The 19,878-nt window shown below is 66.5% G+C and carries 17 protein-coding genes; 5 read left to right on the top strand and 12 right to left on the bottom strand.

The annotated features are described in order from the left end of the window. Positions 1-173: 173 nt before the first annotated feature. Positions 174-1,730, top strand: a complete 1,557-nt coding sequence (locus ASD86_RS20755; protein ID WP_082578576.1) for a S41 family peptidase — start codon at positions 174-176, stop codon at positions 1,728-1,730. A gap of 298 nt (positions 1,731-2,028) precedes the next feature. On the opposite strand, the gene ASD86_RS20760 is transcribed toward ASD86_RS20755, so the two are convergent. From ASD86_RS20760 to ASD86_RS20770, 3 genes are all read right to left on the bottom strand, one after another. Next, positions 2,029-2,667 carry a hypothetical protein gene (locus ASD86_RS20760; protein WP_056115281.1) on the bottom strand — a complete coding sequence of 213 codons (639 nt, stop codon included), beginning with the start codon at positions 2,665-2,667 and terminating at the stop codon, positions 2,029-2,031. 41 nt (positions 2,668-2,708) lie between these two features. Then, positions 2,709-3,026, bottom strand: coding sequence for a DUF1820 family protein (locus ASD86_RS20765; protein ID WP_036112538.1), 318 nt, complete (start codon positions 3,024-3,026; stop codon positions 2,709-2,711). Positions 3,027-3,179: 153 nt separating this feature from the next. Then, positions 3,180-3,875, bottom strand: coding sequence for a rhomboid family intramembrane serine protease (locus ASD86_RS20770; protein ID WP_036112535.1), 696 nt, complete (start codon positions 3,873-3,875; stop codon positions 3,180-3,182). Positions 3,876-4,141: 266 nt separating this feature from the next. Here ASD86_RS20770 and ASD86_RS20775 point away from each other — a divergent pair, with 266 nt between their 5' ends. Further along, positions 4,142-5,515: an outer membrane protein transport protein gene (locus ASD86_RS20775; RefSeq protein WP_056115284.1), complete on the top strand. Its 1,374-nt coding sequence runs from the start codon at positions 4,142-4,144 to the stop codon at positions 5,513-5,515. A gap of 87 nt (positions 5,516-5,602) precedes the next feature. Here ASD86_RS20775 and ASD86_RS20780 read toward each other — a convergent pair whose 3' ends face one another. From ASD86_RS20780 to ASD86_RS20810, 7 genes are all read right to left on the bottom strand, one after another. Next, positions 5,603-6,676, bottom strand: a complete 1,074-nt coding sequence (locus ASD86_RS20780) for a class I SAM-dependent methyltransferase (protein WP_056115287.1) — start codon at positions 6,674-6,676, stop codon at positions 5,603-5,605. 67 nt (positions 6,677-6,743) lie between these two features. Then, positions 6,744-8,201 carry an adenylosuccinate lyase family protein gene (locus tag ASD86_RS20785; RefSeq protein ID WP_056115290.1) on the bottom strand — a complete coding sequence of 486 codons (1,458 nt, stop codon included), beginning with the start codon at positions 8,199-8,201 and terminating at the stop codon, positions 6,744-6,746. Positions 8,202-8,259: 58 nt separating this feature from the next. Further along, complete coding sequence (purB, locus tag ASD86_RS20790; protein ID WP_056115293.1) at positions 8,260-9,630, bottom strand: adenylosuccinate lyase; 1,371 nt, start codon at positions 9,628-9,630, stop codon at positions 8,260-8,262. A 41-nt stretch (positions 9,631-9,671) separates the two neighbouring features. Continuing rightward, positions 9,672-10,661 carry an HOASN domain-containing protein gene (locus ASD86_RS20795; protein WP_056115296.1) on the bottom strand — a complete coding sequence of 330 codons (990 nt, stop codon included), beginning with the start codon at positions 10,659-10,661 and terminating at the stop codon, positions 9,672-9,674. A 36-nt stretch (positions 10,662-10,697) separates the two neighbouring features. Beyond that, on the bottom strand, positions 10,698-11,717 hold the full coding sequence (locus tag ASD86_RS20800) for an HOASN domain-containing protein (protein ID WP_082578578.1): 1,020 nt from the start codon (positions 11,715-11,717) through the stop codon (positions 10,698-10,700). A 216-nt stretch (positions 11,718-11,933) separates the two neighbouring features. After that, entirely contained in the window at positions 11,934-12,191 is a 258-nt protein-coding gene (locus ASD86_RS20805; protein WP_056115299.1) for a YHS domain-containing protein, read from the bottom strand. Then, positions 12,188-12,586, bottom strand: a complete 399-nt coding sequence (locus ASD86_RS20810) for a heavy metal-responsive transcriptional regulator (protein ID WP_056115301.1) — start codon at positions 12,584-12,586, stop codon at positions 12,188-12,190. The genes ASD86_RS20805 and ASD86_RS20810 overlap by 4 nt, the downstream gene beginning before the upstream one ends. 403 nt (positions 12,587-12,989) lie before the next feature. Here ASD86_RS20810 and ASD86_RS20815 point away from each other — a divergent pair, with 403 nt between their 5' ends. After that, positions 12,990-13,715, top strand: coding sequence for an MOSC domain-containing protein (locus ASD86_RS20815; RefSeq protein WP_056116448.1), 726 nt, complete (start codon positions 12,990-12,992; stop codon positions 13,713-13,715). 137 nt (positions 13,716-13,852) lie between these two features. Further along, the gene (locus ASD86_RS20820; RefSeq protein WP_036112510.1) at positions 13,853-14,107 is read left to right on the top strand and encodes a DUF2164 domain-containing protein; all 255 of its coding nucleotides are present in this window, start codon (positions 13,853-13,855) and stop codon (positions 14,105-14,107) included. Between the two features lie 129 nt (positions 14,108-14,236). On the opposite strand, the gene ASD86_RS20825 is transcribed toward ASD86_RS20820, so the two are convergent. Next, complete coding sequence (locus ASD86_RS20825; RefSeq protein ID WP_056115304.1) at positions 14,237-14,689, bottom strand: DUF3574 domain-containing protein; 453 nt, start codon at positions 14,687-14,689, stop codon at positions 14,237-14,239. 488 nt (positions 14,690-15,177) lie between these two features. Then, positions 15,178-18,342 carry a bifunctional proline dehydrogenase/L-glutamate gamma-semialdehyde dehydrogenase PutA gene (gene putA / locus ASD86_RS20830; protein ID WP_056116451.1) on the bottom strand — a complete coding sequence of 1,055 codons (3,165 nt, stop codon included), beginning with the start codon at positions 18,340-18,342 and terminating at the stop codon, positions 15,178-15,180. Positions 18,343-18,966: 624 nt separating this feature from the next. Between putA and coxB the strand changes: the two genes are divergently transcribed. After that, on the top strand, positions 18,967-19,869 hold the full coding sequence (gene coxB / locus ASD86_RS20835) for a cytochrome c oxidase subunit II (protein WP_235567869.1): 903 nt from the start codon (positions 18,967-18,969) through the stop codon (positions 19,867-19,869). Positions 19,870-19,878: the final 9 nt, after the last annotated feature.

Here is a 19,878-nt window from a genome sequence, read left to right on the forward strand (position 1 = left end):
CCCCTCCCACACAGACCTCGTGGCGCGCGCAGGAGTCGAAATCCGCAACCCGCCGACGATTTAACAAAAGCTTGCAAGCGCGCGGCTTAACGTGCGCAGATAATCGATCGAACCCGGATCGCCTCGCGCGGTCCTATCGCTACCTGATTCGTACCCGTTCCGGAGCGCCGTGCATGTCCCTGCGTCACCCCCTGCGTAGTCTGCTACCGCTCGCCCTGGCGCTGAGCGCCGCTCCGCTGGCGTTCGCGCAGCAGGCGCCGACCACGCCGCCGCCGGTCGCGCCTCAGAGCGCGCCCCAGCCCGCGCCTTCGACGGCACCGGCCACCCAGCCGACCGATAAGAAACCGGCCGAGACCAAACCAGCCGACACCAAGCCCGACACCAAGCCGGGCACTCCGCCGGCCGACGACACCGGCGCGGACGACACCGACACCCCGCCGCAGCCGGTGCCGCCCGCGCGCGCGCCGGCCGCCAAGGCCAAGCCCAGCAAGGACGGCGACGGCGTCGACTCCAAGGTGCCGATCGAGGAAATCCGCCGTTACGTCGCGGTCTACAACGCGGTCAAGCAGGCGTATGTGGAACCGGTCGACGACGCCAAGCTCATGCACGCGGCGATCCGCGGCCTGCTGCTCGATCTCGATCCGCACAGCGTGTACCTCGACAAGGTCGCGGCCGAAGACTTCGACGAACAATCGCGCGGCAACTACGACGGCATCGGCGTGGAGCTGCAGCGCCAGCCCGACGGCACCTTGAAGGTCATCTCGCCGATCGACGACACGCCGGCGACGCGCGCCGGGATCAAGGCCGGCGACCTGATCATCGCCATCGACGGCAAGCCGTTCAAAGTGGACGAGGGCGACAGTTCCAGCACCCTGCGCGGCGCGCCCGGCAGCAAGGTGGTGCTGACCATCGTGCGCGAAGGCCGCGACAAACCCTTCGACCTGACCGTCGCGCGCGAAACCATCCGCGTCACCAGCGTCAAGAGCCGCATGCTCGAACCGGGTTACGCCTATCTGCGCATCAGCGCGTTCCAGGCCGACACCGCCGCGGATTTCGAAACCCAGCTGGAAAAGCTGAAGACCCAATCGGGCGGCAAACTGCGCGGCATGGTCATGGACCTGCGCAGCAATCCCGGCGGCCTGCTGACCTCGGCGGTGCAGATCGCCGACGACCTGCTCGACAGCGGCAAGATCGTCAGTACCCGCGGCCGCATCGCGATCAGCGACGCCGAATTCAGCGCGACCCCGGGCGACCGTCTCGACGGCGCGCCGCTGGTGGTGCTGGTCGACGCCGGTTCGGCCAGCGCCTCGGAAGTGCTGGCCGGCGCCTTACGCGACAACGGCCGCGCGCGCGTGGTCGGCAGCCGCACCTTCGGCAAGGGCTCGGTGCAGACCGTGCTGCCGCTCGACAACGGCGATTCGGTCAAGCTCACCACCGCGCGTTACTACACGCCGAGCGGCAAATCGATCCAGGCGCTGGGCATCGTGCCCGACGTGGTGCTGCGCGCGCCGAAGGCGCCCGATGCCGACGGCCGCCCGAGCTACACCGAAGCGACCCTGCCCGGGCATCTGCACGGCGACGAAGAGGACACGCCCGGCACCAATGCCGGCGAAGTGCTCGAAGGCGACGCGCCGATCGCATCGGCCCTGGCCGAACTGAAGAAACCCGCGGGCGCGAAAACGCCGACGGCGGTCAGCAAGGCGGCGACGCCGGGCGCGAGCAAGCGCTGAACGTTGCGCTGACTCTCGCCATTGCAGTCGGCAAGCAAACACCCGGCTCAGGCCGGGTGTTTGCGTTTATGGCGCGCGCCGCGGCGTGACCGGCGGTTTTGGCTTGATCGCGTCAATCGTGTTGATCGCAGCGGGCAGATCGATCGATGCGAGGTCGTGAGACGTTTGCGGGCGGGACATCCGCGCCGACACTTTTCGATCCGCTCATCGAAAGCGGCGTCGTGTGAGTTGAATGCTTCGACGCCAAATAGTCATCCGCGTTAGATGGGTGTCTTCAGACCGAACCGCGCGGCGCGGTTCAGTCGATCGGCGAAAAGAACGCGCGGATCAACCGGTAATGCTCGTCATCGGGATCGTCGCGAAAACGCCGATGATCGCGATAACTCAGGTGCTCGCCGGACAAACCTCGCCGTGCCATCACCGCGCGCGCGGCGGCTTCGAAGTCTTCGTCGTCGTGCCGATGCCAGAACCGCACCTCCTGCTGCGTGAACTCGATATCGAGCGCGATCCGGAACGGCAGGTCGCGGCCGAATTCCTCGTCCCAGTTCGCCTCGGCCAGGCCATGCCAATCCAATGCGAAGCGATGGCCGCGGCGCACGCCGAAACGCAGTTGCGAGCGCGGCAGCGCCAGGTGCGAGCACAGGTACAAGGTCGGCAGGCTGTCGCCTTCGTCGTCGCCTTCCAGATCGAATACGTAACCGCTGTGTTCGAGCTTGCGCCAGTCGTCGATGCGCAGCGGCATCGCTTCATCGTAGAAATGCGGGCTCAGGTCCTGGCTGAATTCGCCATCGCCGAATCGCGTTGCCATGCCGCGCACGTTGATCGACCAGCAGATTTCGCCGCTGGCATCGTCGTACAGCCAGCCCTGCACCTGCGCGCGTTCAACCGCGAAACGCCGGTCCTTGAGTTCGATCGTATCGACGGGAGTATCGGTCATCGCGTGCGGCCTCGCGTTTCGCCGATCCTCAGTCTAGCCAATCAGCGCGGCTTGGCCGGAAACGGAAACGGGGTGACGACTTTCTCGCCGGTGGCCGCGTCGCGGATCGCCGACTGGCCTTTGCGCTCGACTTCCTCGATCCGCACGATGCTCTGCATCGGCAGGTGCAACACCTTGGTGTTGCCGAACTCGTCGCGCAGGCGTTCCTCGGTCGGATCGACCACCAGACCTTCATGCACGTCGAACACCAGGTCGCTGACCTCGGTGAACCCCCACAGCGAACCCGAGCCGATCTTGCGCGCGTATAGCTCGTAGATCTTGCCGGCGTTGAGGAAGGTGACTTTGTAGAGGGTAGGCATGGGGCCGGGAATCGGGAATCGGGAATGGGGAATGGGGAATCGTAAAAGCGGCAATGACGCGATCTGAAAACAGCGTTGGGGCTTGCGCCGTCAACTCAAGAGCATCGGGGCGGCTCTTACGATTCCCGACTCCCCATTCCCGATTCCCGGCTCTCAATACCCACGCTTGCGCCGCAATCGTCGCGCGATGCCGGCGCGGGCGATCAGGGCGAACGCGCCGCCGAACGCGAAGCCGGCCAGATGCGCCGACCACGCCACCGCGCCGAAGGCCGGGCCGATGAAGGTGAACACCACCTGCAACGCCGCCCACACGCCGATCAGCAGCGGCGCGGGCACTTTGACGAACTGCAGGAACAGGCCCAGCGGCACCACCACGCCGAGCTTGGCGCTCGGGAACAACGCCAGGTACGCGCCGATCAGCGCCGACACCGCGCCGCTGGCGCCGATGATCAAGCGGTCCGGGGTGCCGATAGCGATCACCGCGGCCAGGTTGGCGACCGCGCCGCCGAACAGGAACAACGCCAGCAGCCGCCACGGCCCCATCGCGCGCTCGGCCGGCAGGCCGAAGATCAGCAAGAACACCAGGTTGCCGAGCAGATGCGCCCAGTCGGCATGCAGAAACAGCGCGCTGAACAGGCGCAGCAGGCTGCCGTCGCGCACCGCGTCCCACCACGCCAGCGGGCTGGACAGGCCGCCCGACAACGCGCCCCACTCGAGCATCAGCCGGCGCTGCTCCGGGTCCGGCAGGACCACCGCCGAGACGATGAAGCACAGCCACAGCAAGGCGAACAGCAGCGGAGTGGCCCAGCGCAGCCGGGTGCGCTCGCGCGTGGGAATGGTGACGAACACGCGCTCAGCTCCGCCGGCCGGGGATGCCGACAGCTACCCCATTAAGGCACGAAAGATGGGTAAGTGGTTGCTTGGCTTGGCTTTGCGACATCGGTACGGGACGGCTTTGCGGTCTTGGGCGTATTGTTAGCGTTCGGTTAATAGCCGCGCTATAGTGCATACGGCGTCGTACGTCGGGAGGGGTTTCCGGCGGCATGGAGCTCGCAATTGCGGTTCCGCGCACACGGCCAGGAAAGACTAAAAATACTCCAACGGAGACTACACGCATGCAACCCTCACACCGCTACACCCGCCTGACCGCGATCGCGCTCGGCATCGCTGGCGTCATCAGCTTCGGTTCGGCCGGCGCTACCGGTTTCCAGATTCGCGAGAACAGCGTCAAGAACCAGGGCCGTGCTTTCGCCGGCAGCGCGACCGGCCAGGACGACGCCTCGGTCGTGTCGAACAACCCGGCTGCGATGGTCAATCTCGACACCACCACCATCCGCACCGACGTCACCCTGATCGACCTGACCGCGAAGTTCAAAGGCGGCGGACGTAGCGGCGCGGGCACCCCACTGACCGGCGGCAACGGCGGCGACCCGGGCGACGCTACCCCGGTGCCGGCGATGTCGATCGTCGTGCCGTTGCACGGCGCGTTCGAGAAGCTCACCCTCGGCGCGCAGCTCAGCGCTCCGTTCGGCCTGAAGACCGAATACGACAGCACCTGGGTCGGCCGCTACAACGCGATCGAGTCGGAAGTGAAGACCATCGACCTGACCTTGTCGGCCGCGGTGAAGATCACCGACCGCTTCTCGGTCGGCGCCGGCTTCGTCTACGAGCGCGCGGAAGCGACGCTGACCAACGCCGTCGACTTCGGCTCGGGCATCTGCGCCAATCCGCAGACCCGTCCGCTGTGCCTGACCCCGAATCCGACTGCCGCCGCGTTCGGCCCGCAGAAGAACGACGGCCTGGCCAAGGTCAAGGGCGACGACACCGGTATCGGCTGGATCCTCGGCTTCCAGTGGAAGCCGACCGACGCGCTGTCGATCGGCTATTCGCACCGCTCGGAAATCGACCATGACCTGGCTGGCAACATCACGTTCACCAAGCCGGGCAACGTCGCGGCCGTGTTCGCGGCCGGTGGCGTCACCACCTACAACAACGGTCCCGGCGGCGCCGCGCTCACCACGCCGAGCACCGATACGGTCAGCGTGACGTATGCGTTCAACGACCAGTTCCGCATGATGTTCGACGCGCAGCAGACCGATTGGCATTCGCTGCAGTCGGTGGACATCAAGCGCGCCAACGGCAACCTGATCACCAGCGAGAAGTTCGAGTGGGACGACACGATGATGTACGCACTCGGCGCCGAGTACGACTTCAGCGATTCGTTCACCCTGCGCGGCGGCGTGGCCAAGGATGAGTCGCCGACCAACGACACCCACCGCACCCCGCGTCTGCCCGACAACGACCGCATGCTGTACTCGGTCGGTCTGACCTGGAACGCGAACGAGCACCTGAGCGTCGACGCGGCGTATACCCGCATCACCATCGACAGCCCGGACGTGGACGTGGTGTCCTCGAGCAGCTCGACCCTGGTCGGCAAGTTCAAGGGCCACGCCGATCTGTTCGGTATCGCCGCTCAGTACAAGTTCTGATCCAACGCCGCATCGCTGCACGAAAAACCCCGCCTCGGCGGGGTTTTTTTTGCCCGCGACCGGCTGATCGCCGTCCCGCGTTTCGGCTCAGGGCCGCAGTTCGAACAACGCCGGCAACGGCGGCCGATCGGAAGGCACCTTGCGTACGCGGCTGAAGCCGGCCTTGGCGGCCATGTCGCGCGCGCGGGTTTCGCCCATGAAGGCGCCGAGCCCGGCGCCGCCGTGCGACAACGAACAGGTCATGCAGTACAGCGTGCTCTGCGGGTACATCACCCGGCCGAACAGATTCATGTTTTCGTGCAGTTCCTCGGACAGGTTGAGCTCGACCATGAGGTAAGTCCCGTCGTCGGCGGTCGAGGTGCGCAGGTCCTTCATCATCTGCTGAGGATCGGCCGCGTCGTGGATCACCACGAAAGTGGTCACGAAGTCGAACTTCTTGCCCAGCAGCGCATCGGAATCGGCGACCTCGAAACGCACTCGATCGCCGAGTCCGGCCGCATCCGCGTTCGCGCGCGCGCGCTTGATCGAGGGCAGATGGAAATCGCAGCCCAGGATGCTGGCGTTCGGAAACGCCTGGGCCATGGTGATCGCGGCCAGCCCGCTGCCGCAGCCGAAATCGAGCACGCTGCCGCCAGCTTCGAGCTTTTCCTTGACCCCGGTCAGCGACGGGATCCAATGCTGGACGAGGAAGTGCTTGTACCAGGGCATGGTCATGCGCTCCATGCCCTGCCAGGTTTCGACCGGATAGGATTCTTCCGGCGCACCGCCGCCATGACGGAACGCCTCGATGATCCGCGGCGCCATCGACACGAACGGAACGCTCAGCTGGATGATGCCGCCGGCGAAGTAGGGCGAGTCCTCGTCGGCCAGCACCGGGACGAATTCGTCGGGCAGGCGATAGCGCTTGCTGTGGCGGTCGTAGCTCACGTAGTCGCCGGTCGCCATGCTGCCGAGCCACTCGCGCAGATAGCGCGCGTTGAGCCCGGTGTGATCGGTGAGTTCCTCCAGCGTCACCGCGCCGGTCTGGGCCAGAGCCTTGAACAGGCCCAACTGGTCGCCGATGTAGAGCATGGCGCCGCGCAGCGTATTGCCGTAATCCTCCATGATGCGCGCGGAAAACTGCTGGACCTTGGCCGGATCGGCTTCGATGCTCACTGACATTCCTTTCTCCCGATGAGTTATGCGGCGTGTGTTCGCGCGGATCATTCGCGCTGATGAATCCAGTGCTTCAGAAACGACGGTTGCCGACCTGAGTCAGTACGTCGTCGACGATGGTCTCGGCCATTCCCAGATGCGCCCTGGGTTCGAACAGGCGCGCGAGCTTTCCCTCGTCGACGGCGGCGAGCACCCGCGGATCGCACTCGACCGCCTCGCGGATCGAGACCCGGTCGCGCTGACAGGCCTGGGTGAGTTCGAAGATGATTTCGTAGGCGCTGCTTTTGCCGAGCGTCTTGGCCATCTCGAACACGAACGCCTCCATGCAGATCGCGTCGCCGTAAGCGTGCGCGTTGCGATCCATCGCCGCGTCGTTGACGGTGAGCTTGCCGATCGTGTCGCTGAGCAAGGCCAGCGCGGTCAGCGCGTAGTGGGAGACATCGGCGACCGCGCACCACTCCAGGCGGGTGCCGCGGTAGTCGCGTTCGTGCTCCAGGATCATCGCGTCCAATGCGAGAACGACCTGCGCCTTGGCCAGGCGGGCCATCACCACGACCTGCTCGCAGCCTTCCGGATTGCGCTTGTGCGGCATCGTGCTGCTGCCGATCTGCTGCTCCGACCAGCCGACTTCGACCTCGGCGATCTCCCAGCGGTTCAAGGTGCGGATTTCGTCGGCCACCCGCGCCAACGACGCGGTCATCATCGCCAGCGCGCTGACGAATTCGGCGACGCGGTCGCGCGCCACATGCCAGCCGGCGTGCGGCACGCCGAGGCACAGCCGGCGCGCGAACACGTTCAGCAGCGCCATGGCGTCGGGTCCGAACGCGGCCATCGTGCCGACTCCGCCGAACAACTGCACCACGAGCACGCGCTGGCGCGCCTGTCCGAGGCGATCGCGATGGCGCAACAACTCATCGATCCAGCCGGCCACTTTCAAACCGAAGGTCGTGGGCAAGGCCGGTATCGAGTGGGTTCTGGCGACCATCAGCGAGCCGCGGTGCGCGTTCGCCAGCGCAGCGAGCTGCGCGATCAAGCCATCGAGCGCGACGTCGACGCTGTCGAGCACGTCGCGCATCTCCAGCGACTGCGCGGTGTCCTGGATGTCCTGGGTGGTCGCGCCGTAGTGAACGTACTCGCGCGCGCTCGGACTGCAGTTGTCCTGCAGCGCGCGCAGCAGCGGCATCAACGAGTGCCCGGTCTTGCTCACGCCGTCGGCGATCTGGTCCAGATTCATCGCCGACAATTTCGCGCTGCGCTGGATTTCCAGCGCGGCCTGCAGCGGGATCATGTGGACTTCCGCCTGCGCCATCGCCAGCACCGATTCGACGTCGAGCCAGCGCTGCAGCCGACATCGGCCGCAGAAGATCGCCCGGCTCGCGGAACCGGCGTAGCCGCCGCCATGCACCTTCGAATCCAGAATGTGGCTGTGTTCGTGCCGGCAGTCGTCGATCACCGCCGGCTCGCTCACCGAGCAACCGCGGCGCGCGGCGAACGCAGGATGCGGCGTCACTTTCAAGGTCTGTGGTTCCATCGCATACCCTCCATCCAAGAATGGGCTGACTGGAAACTCGTTTGATGATGTCGCCCGCTCAGGATCGGCCGCGCAGATGGCCGGTCGCGTCGCGCGCGACCCGGTCGACCATCTCCACGGCCAGTCCCGCATAGGTGACCGGATCGAGCAGATCTTCGAGCGCCTGAGGCGTGAAGCTGCCACGCAGGCGCTCGTCCTTGAGCAAGGCGTCGCGGAACGGAACATCGTGCCGTCGCGCCTCCATCGATATTTCATGCACCAGTTCGTGCGCGGTCTGCTTGCCGAAGCGACCGCCAAGCGCGAGCATCACGCGCTCGGACAGAATCAACCCGCCGAGCAAGTCGAGGTTGTCGCGCATGCGCTGTTCGCGCACGTCCAGGCCCGCCGCCAACATCTCGTCCATGCGCGCGAGCAACGCGCCGGTGTAGACGAACAACTCGGGCAGGGCGGCCCATTCGATCCGCCAGGCCGTGCCGTCGCGTTCGTGCAGGTGAAACGCGGCATCGGTGAGCGCGACCATCTGCGCCCGGATCAGCCGCGACAACGCGCTGATCAGATCGGCGGTCGACGGATTCTGCTTGTGCGGCATGGTGCTGCTGCCGATCTTGCCGGGCGCGGTTCCTTCGCGGACCTCGTCGACTTCGGTCCGCTGCAGGTGATAGATCTCGTTGGCGATCCGCCCCATCGTGACCGCGCACTGGACCAGCAATCCGCCCACCTCCAGGATCCGATCGCGCACCGAATGCCAACTGGTGCGCGGAGCATCGAGCCCGAGGCTGGCCAAGGTGCGTCGCTGGACCTCGAACCCCTGCGCGCCGAACGAGGCCATGGTGCCGACCGCGCCGGTGAGGTTGCCCACCATCACCCGCGCACGCGCCTCGTCGAAACGCTGCAGATGCCGATCGATCTCGTCGACCCAGACCGCGACCTTGTAACCGAAGGTGGTTGGCAACGCGTGCTGGCCGTGGGTGCGCGCGACCATCGGCGTGCGCCGGTGCTTGCGCGCCAACGCGAGCAGCTGGGTCTGGATCGAACGCAGCCGCGCGAGCACGAGGTCCCAGGCTTCGGCGACCTGCAGCATCAGTCCGGTGTCGAGGATGTCCTGGGTGGTCACGCCGTAGTGAACGTACTCGCCCCATCCGTTCTGGCAGCGCTCGGCCAGCGCCCAGATCGTCGGAATCAGGATGTGCCCGGTTTCGCGGCTCTCGCGGCCGAGCCGTTCGAGATCGAACAACTCCACATGAGTGCGGCGCGCGATTTCCTGCGCGGCCTCATGCGGGATCAGGCCCATCTGCGCCTGCGTCGACGCGAGCGCGCGCTCGACATCGAGCCATTTCTGCAGCTGATTGCAATCGGAGAAGATCGCGGCGAACTCCGGATCGGAGTAAACGCCGCCATGGATGCGCGATTCGCTGACGTGGCTCGGCATGCTGGCTGATCCGGTGGCTTGGCTGGCGGGCGAAAGGACGGTCACTGCACGCTCTGCATTTCGTCCCAGACCGCGTCGTAGTACGCCCGCTCGACCCGGAAGTGCTGCGCCAGCGAAGTCAGGAACGATTTCTGGAACGCCGGATCGGCGATGCGTCGCGAGATCAGCTGCCACTCGCGCTTGGCGCGCGGCGGCACCAGGCTGACGTGGATCTTGTAGTACTCGGCGGCGTCCTCGCTGAGGCCGGCCTGGAGCAGCGCGTTGTAGAGCTTCTCGTGATTGCCCGGCACGACGATTTCGGTGATGTAGAACACCGCCAGGCCCCAGCCCACGTCCGGGTTGCGGAAGCTGCGCACGCGATTGTTCAAGTACGCGATTTCCTCGGGCATCGTGCTGACGGCCTGGAAGTCCGCGTCCAGATCGACGGCATCGAGCAACTTGGCCAGCAGCCGCGGGTGCGAGCGCACTTCGTCCTCTTCGCCCAGTTCTCCGTGCAGATAGCGGCCGAGCGCCGCCGCGTCGTCCACGTCGACCAGGTTCACCAGCAGATCCGCGGCCTCGCGGTACAGGCGGAAGGTGCGGAACCACTGCCGGTGCAGGAACACCCGCAGCTGCGCCGGCGAAGCGGAGCCTTCGAAGATGTACTGCGACATCGGGTGCTTCTCGCGCGAGCGCGACGACACCTCTTGTTCTATGCGCGCCAGGAACTCGGCTTCCGACAAGGCCGTGGGCACTTCAGCGGCGGGAATGAAACGTTCCTCTACCCGATACGCCCAGTTGCACAGCCAGCGACGCGCGAGCGCGGTGGCGGTGTCGTCGCTGAGCGACAGGATGTACAGCAGTTTCTGGTACTCGGCATGGCTGTCGCTGTTGCCGTTGAGCGCGGTTTCGGCCAGTTCGGACAAGGTCTTGGCCGCCGTTTCCAGATGGGCGAACGAGGCCTTGGGTTCCAGCGCGCGGGCGAGGATGCGCGCGCGGTTGGTCTGAAGGGCTTCGAGCTGTGGCAGGGAATGATTGCGAGTGTTCGACATGCGCGCTCCTTGGCAGGCACGGTGAGGAATCGGGGCTTAGTGGATGTGCTGTCCCTGCATCTGTCGCCACAACATGTCGAAATAGGCCCGATTGATGTCGAAGTGACGCGTCAGCGATTGCATGAAGGTGCGCTGGAACGATTCGCTGTGAGCGAACTTGGCGATGAGTTCCCACATCTCCTCGGTGTCGATCTCGTCCTGCGTTCCATGCAGGCGATGGAATTCGCTCGGCCCGTCGGGAACGCCCATGCGCTGCAGCAGTTCGTAGATCCGCAGGTGGTTGACGCAGCTGACCGATTCGACCGCGTACACCAGCGACAATCCCCAGGCCACGTCGGTGTGGCGAACGCAGCGGATGCGGTTGTTGAGGTAGGCCTTTTCCAGCGGATCGAGCGCGGCGAAGTCGACCCGCAGCGGGATGTCGAAATACGCCATCAGCCGCGCCAGCAAGGTCGGATGCGCGTTGTCGGGCGTCTCCGCGCCGGCTTCGCCGTAGAGGTTGCGATAGAAAACGGAAGCGTCGTGGATGGCCTCGAACCGGAACGCGAGTTCGGCCAGCAGGCTGTAGAAGTTGTACGAGCGGTTCCAGTGATGCTGCAGGAACAGGCGCACGTCGCGCAGCGGCGGCGTGCCCTGGAACAGGTGCAGCGACATCGGGTGTTTGACCCGCGTGCGCGAGGCGATCTCGGCATCGACCTTGGCGCGGAACTGATCCACCGGCACGACCTGGAAGTCCGCGAGCGCCGGCGCGAACCGGTCTTCGACCTGATAGATCTGGCTCGCCAGCCAGCGCCGGGTCGGTTCGGTGCGTGGCTCGCCGGGAACGTGCAGGTCGAGCAGGATGGATTGGTACTGCGCATACGCGGTCGCATCGCCCTCGAGTCCCTTCTGGGTGAGCGCGAGCAAGGCGTCGGCCGCGAGCGCGGTCCGCGAACTGGCCGCTCCGGGCTTCAGCGCTTCGGCCAGCAGGATCGATGCGTCGGCCGACGCCGGCGTGGCGTGGCCGGAAGGAGTTTTTGCGTGCTGCGTATCGCGAAACGTGCTGGTCTCGTTCATGAGTGTCCCCGTTTGCTGGCGAATGGCCGCTGGCTGTGAATGAACGGCGCGCAGGCGCACGCGCCGCGATCGACTCGCGACCATGGTGTTTGTTGGCAATCAAGAACCCCGGATGCCGCGCCGCGCTCGGCGGCCCGTCAGGCTGCGCGGATAGCTTCGCTATGCGCGGCCGCTGCGCTTACCGGGATAGTCCCCATACATCGCTGGAGCTAGGTTTCAGCGCGCCGCCGATGCCTGCGCGTTGGAATCGGCGAACGTTTGGCGGCAATGCGCCGAACAAAAGTAGTGTTCGACACCGGCCAGGGCGAGGCGATGCGGCGTTGCGGCCGGGTCCACCTGCATGCCGCAGACAGGATCGATGCTGGTTGCCGTTGCAGCGGCGGTGCTGGCGCAGGTTCGCGCGGCGGAGCAGCAGTCGCGCGGGACGTCTTCGACGTTGTCGGATGGCTTGTCCGATGCCTGTGTATCGCTCATGTTTCATCCCCTCCCAGGGCGTTGAGAATCGGGCAGCGCTCCACCGCTCCGTGCCCGGGGCACGAATTGAGCAGGATCCGCAGTCCGTTGCGTATACGTGTGAGTTCGTCGATCTTGGATTCCAGGTCGGCCAGCTTCTGGGTCGTGGTCGCCTTGACCCCGGCCATGTCGCCGCCGCGCCGGCTGGACAGGGCGAGCAGTTCGCGGATTTCCTCCAGGGTGAATCCGAGCGCCTTGGCCTTGCGCACGAACTGCAGCCGGGCGATGTCCTTCGCCTCGAAACGCCGATAGCCCGACAATTGGCGCATCGGCAGCGGCAACAAACCCCGGCGTTCGTAATAGCGCACCGTGTCGATACCCACCCCAGCGCGCTGCGCGAGCTCCCCAATCTTCATTGCGCACCTCCATGTTCACAGTGGCGGGTATTGGAACAGTGTTCGGTCTGGACCATGGTCCAGAGTCAAGCCTTTTTGCGACCGACTTCCAGCAACGTTGACCGAGTTCTCACAGTCGACGTCCGTGGACGATGCGCCGGAAGGCCGGGCCCGGGCCGACCGCATCCGCGTTCGAGCGGGCGCGCCTCGTGATTGAGGTCCCGGTTCGTTCATCCGGGCATCGCCATGGGCGGGAAGGCGTGCGCAACGCGGACGAGTGCCTTTCGCCTGGCCGCGGTTGGCTTGAAGCGGCATGACCTCGCGCAGGTGCGAGAATGGCGGCGTAGACCACGCCGGCTCGCGCGAGGCCATCGTTGCGATGCGGACCTTGTCCGGGGCCGCGCTGGTCACGACATCGCCGGTCATGACCTCGTTCGAGAGCGCCATCGCTTTGATCCAGTCCGACACCGTTATCGACGCGCTGTTGCGCGGACGCGCCCGACCTTACACGCGGCCGGGCAGCGTCAGCGCGATCGCCAAGCGCGCGTTCGCCGGACGCGTGCGGGTCGGCCCGCTGGGATTGGATGGCGACGAGCAGGGCGACCTGCGCGTGCATGGCGGGCCCGACAAGGCGCTGCATCACTATCCGCGCGATCACTACTCCTGGTGGGCCGAGCGGATCGGCGCGCACGCGCTGCTGCGCGAGCCCGGCGCATTCGGAGAGAACCTCAGCAGTCACGGACTGACCGAGGCGCAGGTATGCCTGGGCGATCGCTATCGCATCGGTGAGGTGCTGATTGAAGTGAGCCAGGCCCGGCAGCCGTGCTGGAAACTCAACGATCGCTTCGGCGTGGCCGACATGGCGCGGCAGATGCAGGCCAGCGGGCGCACCGGCTGGTATTACCGGGTGCTGCACCCTGGCGAGATCGCCGCCGGCGAGACGATGACGCTGCTTGAGCGGCCGTGGCCGCAGTGGACGCTGCAGCGCATCGCAACCTTGCTGTATACGCGCACTCTGGAGCTGGACGAGTTGCGCGACCTGCTGGCGCTGCCATTGGTGCCGTCGTGGCGCAGGCTGGTGGAGGCCCGGCTGGCGCGCGGCACGGTCGAGGATTGGCGGCCGCGTATCGATGGGCCGGCGACGGATTGAGCTTTGCCTGGTGTGTGCATCGGCGTGTGATACCGCGCGCGAATCAGCGCCTGCGACGCGCGACGCATACTGTGCGCGACCGGCGAGGATGCGGCGCGGTCCGCATCCTGCCTTCCTCTTCCAGCCCGGACCGATCGATGAGCGACATAAAATTCTCCAGCGAAGAAAAGACCCTGATCGTGGCCAAGCTGCAGCGCTACTTCAGCGAAGAGTTGAAGCAACAGATCGGCCGGTTCGACGCGGAGTTCCTGATCGACTTCATTTCCGAGGAAATCGGCGGGTACTACTACAACCGCGGGGTGTACGACGCGCAGACGGTGGTCGCGGCGCGGCTGGAGGATATCGGCGATCAGCTGTTTCAGCTGGAGCGGCGGACTGATTTCAAGCGCTGATGGATTTAGCGCTAACGGATTTGCGGAAACGATCGGTGACGCGTACGTTTTGATCGAAAGATGCACGCATGGCTTCGCCGACCCGGCATTGAATCCATTCGGTCCGATTCGCTCGGGCGAAATACCGACTTAACTCTCGTGGCGCGATCCGGCCCGCGCTTGCGCGAAGCACGCCCGCGCCGGCGTGCTCACGATCAGCACCGCTTCCTGCTTGAAGCGGCGCTTGTACTCGTCGGCGACCTCGACCACGCGCTTGCGCTCCTCGGCGGTATCGGCGTGGATCAGGTCGATCGCGCGCGAGTCTTCCTGCTCGACCTGGCCGCTGTCGCCGCGCCACTGGCCCTTGGCCTGATACACGGTGAGCCCGGCGGGAAACCGCGGCGTCACCACCTCGGCGAGGAACGCCTGCCATTGCGTTTCGCTGACCGGGCCGTCGGGACTGTTCATGCCGAACAGCACCCGATCCTGGCGGCGTTCGCTGCACGCGCTCGGATCGCCGGGCTTGACCGGCAGCGGGGCGAGGGTGGCGCAGGCGGTGAGCGCGCATAAGCTTGCGGCCAACAGCGGCAGATGACGGGACATGGTCCGTGTCTCCAGTGGGCGATGGCGTAAGCGTACTGCGCTCGGGCGTAGGGGCATCTGCGACGGCGGTCGCAGGCCGGGTGTCGGGGCGCGCTGGGCGAATCAACCATCCGCCTGCGCGAACGTCCGAAGTCCGACTGTAGGAGCGGCGCAAGCCGCGACCGCGAAACCACGCCGACGTCGTAACCGGGGTGTCGTGATCGCGCGCCGCCAGGGGATGGCGATCCCGCGTGGCGAAACGTCGTGGCGTAGGCGTAATCGCGACCTCGTGCCTGCGATACGGGCGAGGTGTCGCGGTCGCGGCTTGCGCCGCTCCTACAGGGAGTGGGCGATGCCGCGTAGAGAAATGAAGGCGTGGCTTGGGGCGTAACCGCAGCATCGTGCCTGCGACGTAAGCCGGATGTCGCGGTCGCGGCTCGCGCCGCTCCTACAGGAAGCGGCGCAAACGGCGCGGCGGGACGAACAGCTCGCCCCGCCGCGCACGGCGATCAATCGCCCAGGGTCAGCAGCGAAGCGTTGCCGCCGGCCGCGGTGGTGTTGACGGTGATCGTCTTTTCGGTGGTGAAGCGCGGCAGGTAGTGCGGGCCGCCGGCCTTGGGGCCGGTGCCGGACAGGTTCTGGCCGCCGAAGGGCTGCACGCCGACGACCGCGCCGATCTGGTTGCGGTTGACGTAGCAGTTGCCGACCTTCACCCGCGCGCTGATGCGGTCGATGGTTTCGTCGATGCGCGAGTGGATGCCCAGGGTCAGGCCGTAACCGGTGGCGTTGATCGCGTCGATCACCGCGTCGAGCTGATCGGCCTTCCAGCGGATCACGTGCAGCACCGGGCCGAACACTTCCTTGTGCAGCTGATCGAGCGACTTGAGCGCATACGCGCGCGGCGCGAAGAAGCTGCCATGGGCGCTGTCGGCGTCGACCGGCACTTCGGCGATCTTGGTCGCTTCGGTGTCCATGCGCGCGGCATGGTCGACCAGCATCTTCAGCGCGTCTTCGTCGATCACCGGGCCGACGTCGGTCGACAGCAGGCCGGGGTTGCCGACTTTCAGCTCGGCCATCGCGCCGGCGAGCATGGTGGTGACCTTGTCGGCGATGTCTTCCTGCACGAACAGCACGCGCGCGGCCGAGCAGCGCTGGCCGGCCGAGGTGAAGGCCGAGCCGATCGCGTCCTTGACCAGTTGCTCCGGCAGCGACGACGAGTCGGCGATCAGCGCGTTCTGGCCGCCGGTTTCGGCGATCAGCACGCCGATCGCGGCGTCGCGCGCGGCCAGCGAACGGTTGATCGCGCGCGCGGTGTCGGTCGAGCCGGTGAAGGCCACGCCGGCCACGCGCGGGTCCTTGGTCAGCGCGGCGCCGACGGTGGCGCCGTCGCCGGGCAGGAACTGCAGCACCGCTTCGGGCACGCCGGCTTCGTGCAGCAGCTTGACGGCGTAGTAACCGATCAGATTGGTCTGTTCGGCCGGCTTGGCGATCACGCTGTTGCCGGCGGCGAGCGCGGCGGAGATCTGCCCGGCGAAGATCGCCAGCGGGAAGTTCCACGGGCTGATGCACACGAACACGCCGCGGCCCGACAGATGCAGGGTGTTGGATTCGCCGGTCGGGCCGGGCAGGGCTTCGGGCGCGAACAGTTTGCGCGCCTGGGCGCCGTAGTAACGCAGGAAATCGACCGCTTCGCGCACTTCGGCGACGCCGTCGGGAATGGTCTTGCCGGCTTCCTTGGTGCACAGCGCGATGTACTGCGGCATGCGCTGTTCGAGCAAGGTCGCGGCGTGTTCGAGGATGGTCGCGCGGCTGGCGGCCGGCATCGTGTCCCAGGCTTCCTGCGCGGCGACCGCGTTCTTCAGCGCGAGCTCGACCGTGGCGCTGTCGGCGGCCTGCCACTGGCCGACGATTTCGCGGCGGTCGGCCGGGTTGGTCACGGCGATATCGGGACCGGTGACGGTCGCGCCCGGCACCAGCGGGGTGGCGCGCCAATCGGCGGCCGCGGCGGCGTTGACTTGCGCGGCGAGGGTCTGCAGTTGCTGATCGTTGGCGAGATTGACGCCCATGGAATTGGTCCTGTCGAAGCCAAAGCTGCGATACAAATCGGCGGGAAGAGGAATGCGCGGATGCGGGATGCTGTCGAACGCGGCGACGGTTTCGACCGGATCCTGGATCAGGTCGTCGATCGCGATGGCCTCGTCGGTGATGCGGTTGACGAAGCTGGAGTTGGCGCCGTTCTCGAGCAGGCGGCGCACCAAGTAAGGAAGCAGATCCTCATGCGAGCCGACCGGCGCATACACGCGGCACGGCGCGTTCAAGCGGTCGGCCGGAATCACTTCGGCGTACAAGTCGTCGCCCATGCCGTGCAGCTTCTGGAATTCGAAGTGCTGCGAGCGGCCCATGGCCTTGGCGCGCTGGTGGATGGTGGCGATGGTCTGCGCGTTGTGCGTGGCGAACATCGGATAGATCGCGTCGCCGGCTTCGAGCATGCGCCGCGCGTTCGCCAGATACGACACGTCGGTGTTCGGCTTGCGGGTGAACACCGGATAGCCGGCCTGGCCGTCGACCTGGGCGCGCTTGACCTCGCTGTCCCAGTACGCGCCCTTGACCAGTCGCACCGGAATGCGGCGGCCGGTCTTGCGCGCGAGGTCGGCGATGAAATCGATCGCTTCGGGCGCGCGCTTTTGGTACGCCTGGATCGCCAGGCCGTAGCCTTCCCAGCCGTCCAGCGACTTGTCGCTGTAGGCCGCGGCGATCAGGTCCAGCGACATTTCCAGGCGATCGGCTTCCTCGGCGTCGATAGTGAAGCCGATGCCGTAGCTCTTGGCCAACTGCGCCAGTTCGAGCACGCGCGGCGTCAGTTCGGCGAACACGCGCTCGCGCTTGGCGTGCTCGTAGCGCGGGTGCAGCGCGGACAGCTTGACCGAAATCGACGGGGTGGCGAACACGTCGGCGCTCTTGTAATTGCCACTCTTGCCGATCGCATGGATGGCGTCGCGATACGCCTGCTGATAACGCAGCGCATCCTTGGTGGTCAGCGCGCCTTCGCCGAGCATGTCGAAGGAATAGCGGTAATTCGCGTTGTCGCCCTTCTTCGAACGCGACAGCGCTTCGCCGATGCTGCGGCCCATGACGAATTGGTGGCCCATGATCCGCATCGCCTGGCGCACGGCCAGGCGGATCACCGGTTCGCCGACCCGGCCGACCAGTCGCTTGAAGGCGTTGTGGACGTCGCGCTTGGTGTCGTCGGCCAGATCGACCAGCTTGCCGGTCAGCATCAGGCCCCAGGTCGAGGCGTTGACCAGCACGGAGTCCGATTGCCCAAGATGCCGCTTCCAGTCGGCGTCGCCGAGCTTGTCGCGGATCAGCTTGTCGGCGGTGTCCTGATCCGGAATGCGCAGCAGCGCTTCGGCCACGCACATCAGCAGCACGCCTTCGTCGCTGCCGAGGTCGTACTGGCGCATGAAGGCTTCGATCGCGCCCTGATCCTGCGCGCGGGCGCGCACGCGCTTGACCAGATCGGCCGCGGTGGCCTGGGCGGCGTCGCGGTCGGCATCGGGCAGGCGCGCGATCTCGAGCAGGTGGCGGACGTGATCGGCTTCGTCGCGGACCCAGCCGGAGGTCAGCGCGGCGCGCGGACCGGTGGTGGGCGGCGGCAGCTCGGGGCTGATCATTGAAGTCGGCGGCGGGCCGTCGCTGGCGACGGCGGAGGGAGCATTGGTGGACATCGGGCCCGGCACGGGGGTGGGAAGTCCGACATTTTAGAGCTTTCTCTCGGGCGCGGACGGCCCGGGACCGGGCCTGGGTCGCGTCCGCGGTGTCGGGCCGCGGCGAGGGCCCGAAGGGACACGCTGAGCAAGGTCGCCACGCTGCGCGGCGGGCGCCGATGGCGCGATCGGCGCGATCGGCGCGTTTATAGCCCACCGGAACTTGCATGGATCACGTTTGCGCGGGACTTCATTGAGAGGCCATAACCGCCCGGAAGCACGCGCAAAGCCCCGTGCGGCGTAGTGCGACGGCGGTGGCGCGCGCGCCAGGCTCGCAGTTCCGGGTTGCCGCAGGACGGGTCGGCCGCTACCATTTCTCGGTTATCCGTAGCGCCGATGCCGGCGTGATGGGCCCTGATCAGGGCTCGCCAGCCACCTTTAGACCGGACGGCCCCCTGCCCAGCTCCATGGCGCAGGACGGTGCCGGGAAAGGCAGCCCGCGGAGCGCGTCGTGAACATCACACTGATTTTTCGGGGCTCGAACTGATGAAAGCCGGTCGTTTCAAGCAGTGGGCAGCGGGCATCGCCTCGATGGCGCTGCCGGTCCTCGCGTTTGCCCAGGCTGCGGACCCTAAGCCGTGGCAGCTGAACATGGGCAAGGGCGTCACCGCCCAGTCGATGAACGCCTACTCCGCGCACATGCTGGCGCTGTGGATCTGCGTGGTGATCGGCATCCTGGTCTTCGGCGCGATGGCCGTGGCCATGTTCAAGTTCCGCAAGTCCAAGGGCGCGGTGCCCGACAAGGACTTCGTCCACAGCACCAAGCTGGAGATCGTCTGGACCGTGGTGCCGGTGGTGCTGCTGGTGCTGATGGCGTTCCCGGCGACCAGCAAGCTGATCGCGATGTACGACACCCGCGACGCGGGGATGACCGTCAAGGTCACCGGCTACCAGTGGATGTGGAAGTACGACTACCTCGGCGAAGGCGTGTCCTTCACCAGCCGTCTGGACCGCAAGAGCGACCAGCTGCGCCAGAGCGGCAAGCACGTCAGCGCCGCCGACCACGAGCATTACCTGCTCGACGTCGACAACGTGCTGGTGCTGCCGGTCAACACCAAGATCCGCTTCGTGATCACCGCCGACGACGTGATCCACGCGTGGTGGGTGCCGGCCCTGGGCTGGAAGCAGGACGCGATCCCGGGCATCGTCAACGAGGCCTGGACCGACATCAAGGAACCGGGCATCTACCGCGGCCAGTGCGCCGAGCTGTGCGGCAAGGACCACGGCTTCATGCCGATCGTCGTGCGCGCGGTGTCCAAGGTCGAGTACCAGCGCTGGCTGGCCGATCAGAAGGCCAAGAACGCACCGCCTGCCGCGCCGGCGACCCCGGCTGCTGCGCCTGCCGCCGCCCCGACCGAAGCGGCGCCCGCCGCGCCGGCCGCCGCGGCTTCGAATTCCGACACCACGACCGCGGCTCCCGCGGTCGCCGGTTGATCGTCCAAG

This window comes from Lysobacter sp. Root690, assembly GCF_001427785.1.
Lineage (GTDB): Bacteria > Pseudomonadota > Gammaproteobacteria > Xanthomonadales > Xanthomonadaceae > Lysobacter.

What these genes read in the sequence shown, in the direction of transcription:
- ASD86_RS20755 (WP_082578576.1), top strand. Translation starts at nt 174, where the DNA reads ATGTCCCTGCGTCACCCCCTGCGTAGTCTGCTACCGCTCGCCCTGGCG.
- ASD86_RS20760 (WP_056115281.1), bottom strand. Translation starts at nt 2,667, where the DNA reads ATGACCGATACTCCCGTCGATACGATCGAACTCAAGGACCGGCGTTTC.
- ASD86_RS20765 (WP_036112538.1), bottom strand. Translation starts at nt 3,026, where the DNA reads ATGCCTACCCTCTACAAAGTCACCTTCCTCAACGCCGGCAAGATCTAC.
- ASD86_RS20775 (WP_056115284.1), top strand. Translation starts at nt 4,142, where the DNA reads ATGCAACCCTCACACCGCTACACCCGCCTGACCGCGATCGCGCTCGGC.
- ASD86_RS20780 (WP_056115287.1), bottom strand. Translation starts at nt 6,676, where the DNA reads ATGTCAGTGAGCATCGAAGCCGATCCGGCCAAGGTCCAGCAGTTTTCC.
- ASD86_RS20785 (WP_056115290.1), bottom strand. Translation starts at nt 8,201, where the DNA reads ATGGAACCACAGACCTTGAAAGTGACGCCGCATCCTGCGTTCGCCGCG.
- purB (WP_056115293.1), bottom strand. Translation starts at nt 9,630, where the DNA reads ATGCCGAGCCACGTCAGCGAATCGCGCATCCATGGCGGCGTTTACTCC.
- ASD86_RS20795 (WP_056115296.1), bottom strand. Translation starts at nt 10,661, where the DNA reads ATGTCGAACACTCGCAATCATTCCCTGCCACAGCTCGAAGCCCTTCAG.
- ASD86_RS20800 (WP_082578578.1), bottom strand. Translation starts at nt 11,717, where the DNA reads ATGAACGAGACCAGCACGTTTCGCGATACGCAGCACGCAAAAACTCCT.
- ASD86_RS20805 (WP_056115299.1), bottom strand. Translation starts at nt 12,191, where the DNA reads ATGAGCGATACACAGGCATCGGACAAGCCATCCGACAACGTCGAAGAC.
- ASD86_RS20810 (WP_056115301.1), bottom strand. Translation starts at nt 12,586, where the DNA reads ATGAAGATTGGGGAGCTCGCGCAGCGCGCTGGGGTGGGTATCGACACG.
- ASD86_RS20815 (WP_056116448.1), top strand. Translation starts at nt 12,990, where the DNA reads ATGACCTCGTTCGAGAGCGCCATCGCTTTGATCCAGTCCGACACCGTT.
- ASD86_RS20820 (WP_036112510.1), top strand. Translation starts at nt 13,853, where the DNA reads ATGAGCGACATAAAATTCTCCAGCGAAGAAAAGACCCTGATCGTGGCC.
- ASD86_RS20825 (WP_056115304.1), bottom strand. Translation starts at nt 14,689, where the DNA reads ATGTCCCGTCATCTGCCGCTGTTGGCCGCAAGCTTATGCGCGCTCACC.
- putA (WP_056116451.1), bottom strand. Translation starts at nt 18,342, where the DNA reads ATGATCAGCCCCGAGCTGCCGCCGCCCACCACCGGTCCGCGCGCCGCG.
- coxB (WP_235567869.1), top strand. Translation starts at nt 18,967, where the DNA reads ATGGCGCTGCCGGTCCTCGCGTTTGCCCAGGCTGCGGACCCTAAGCCG.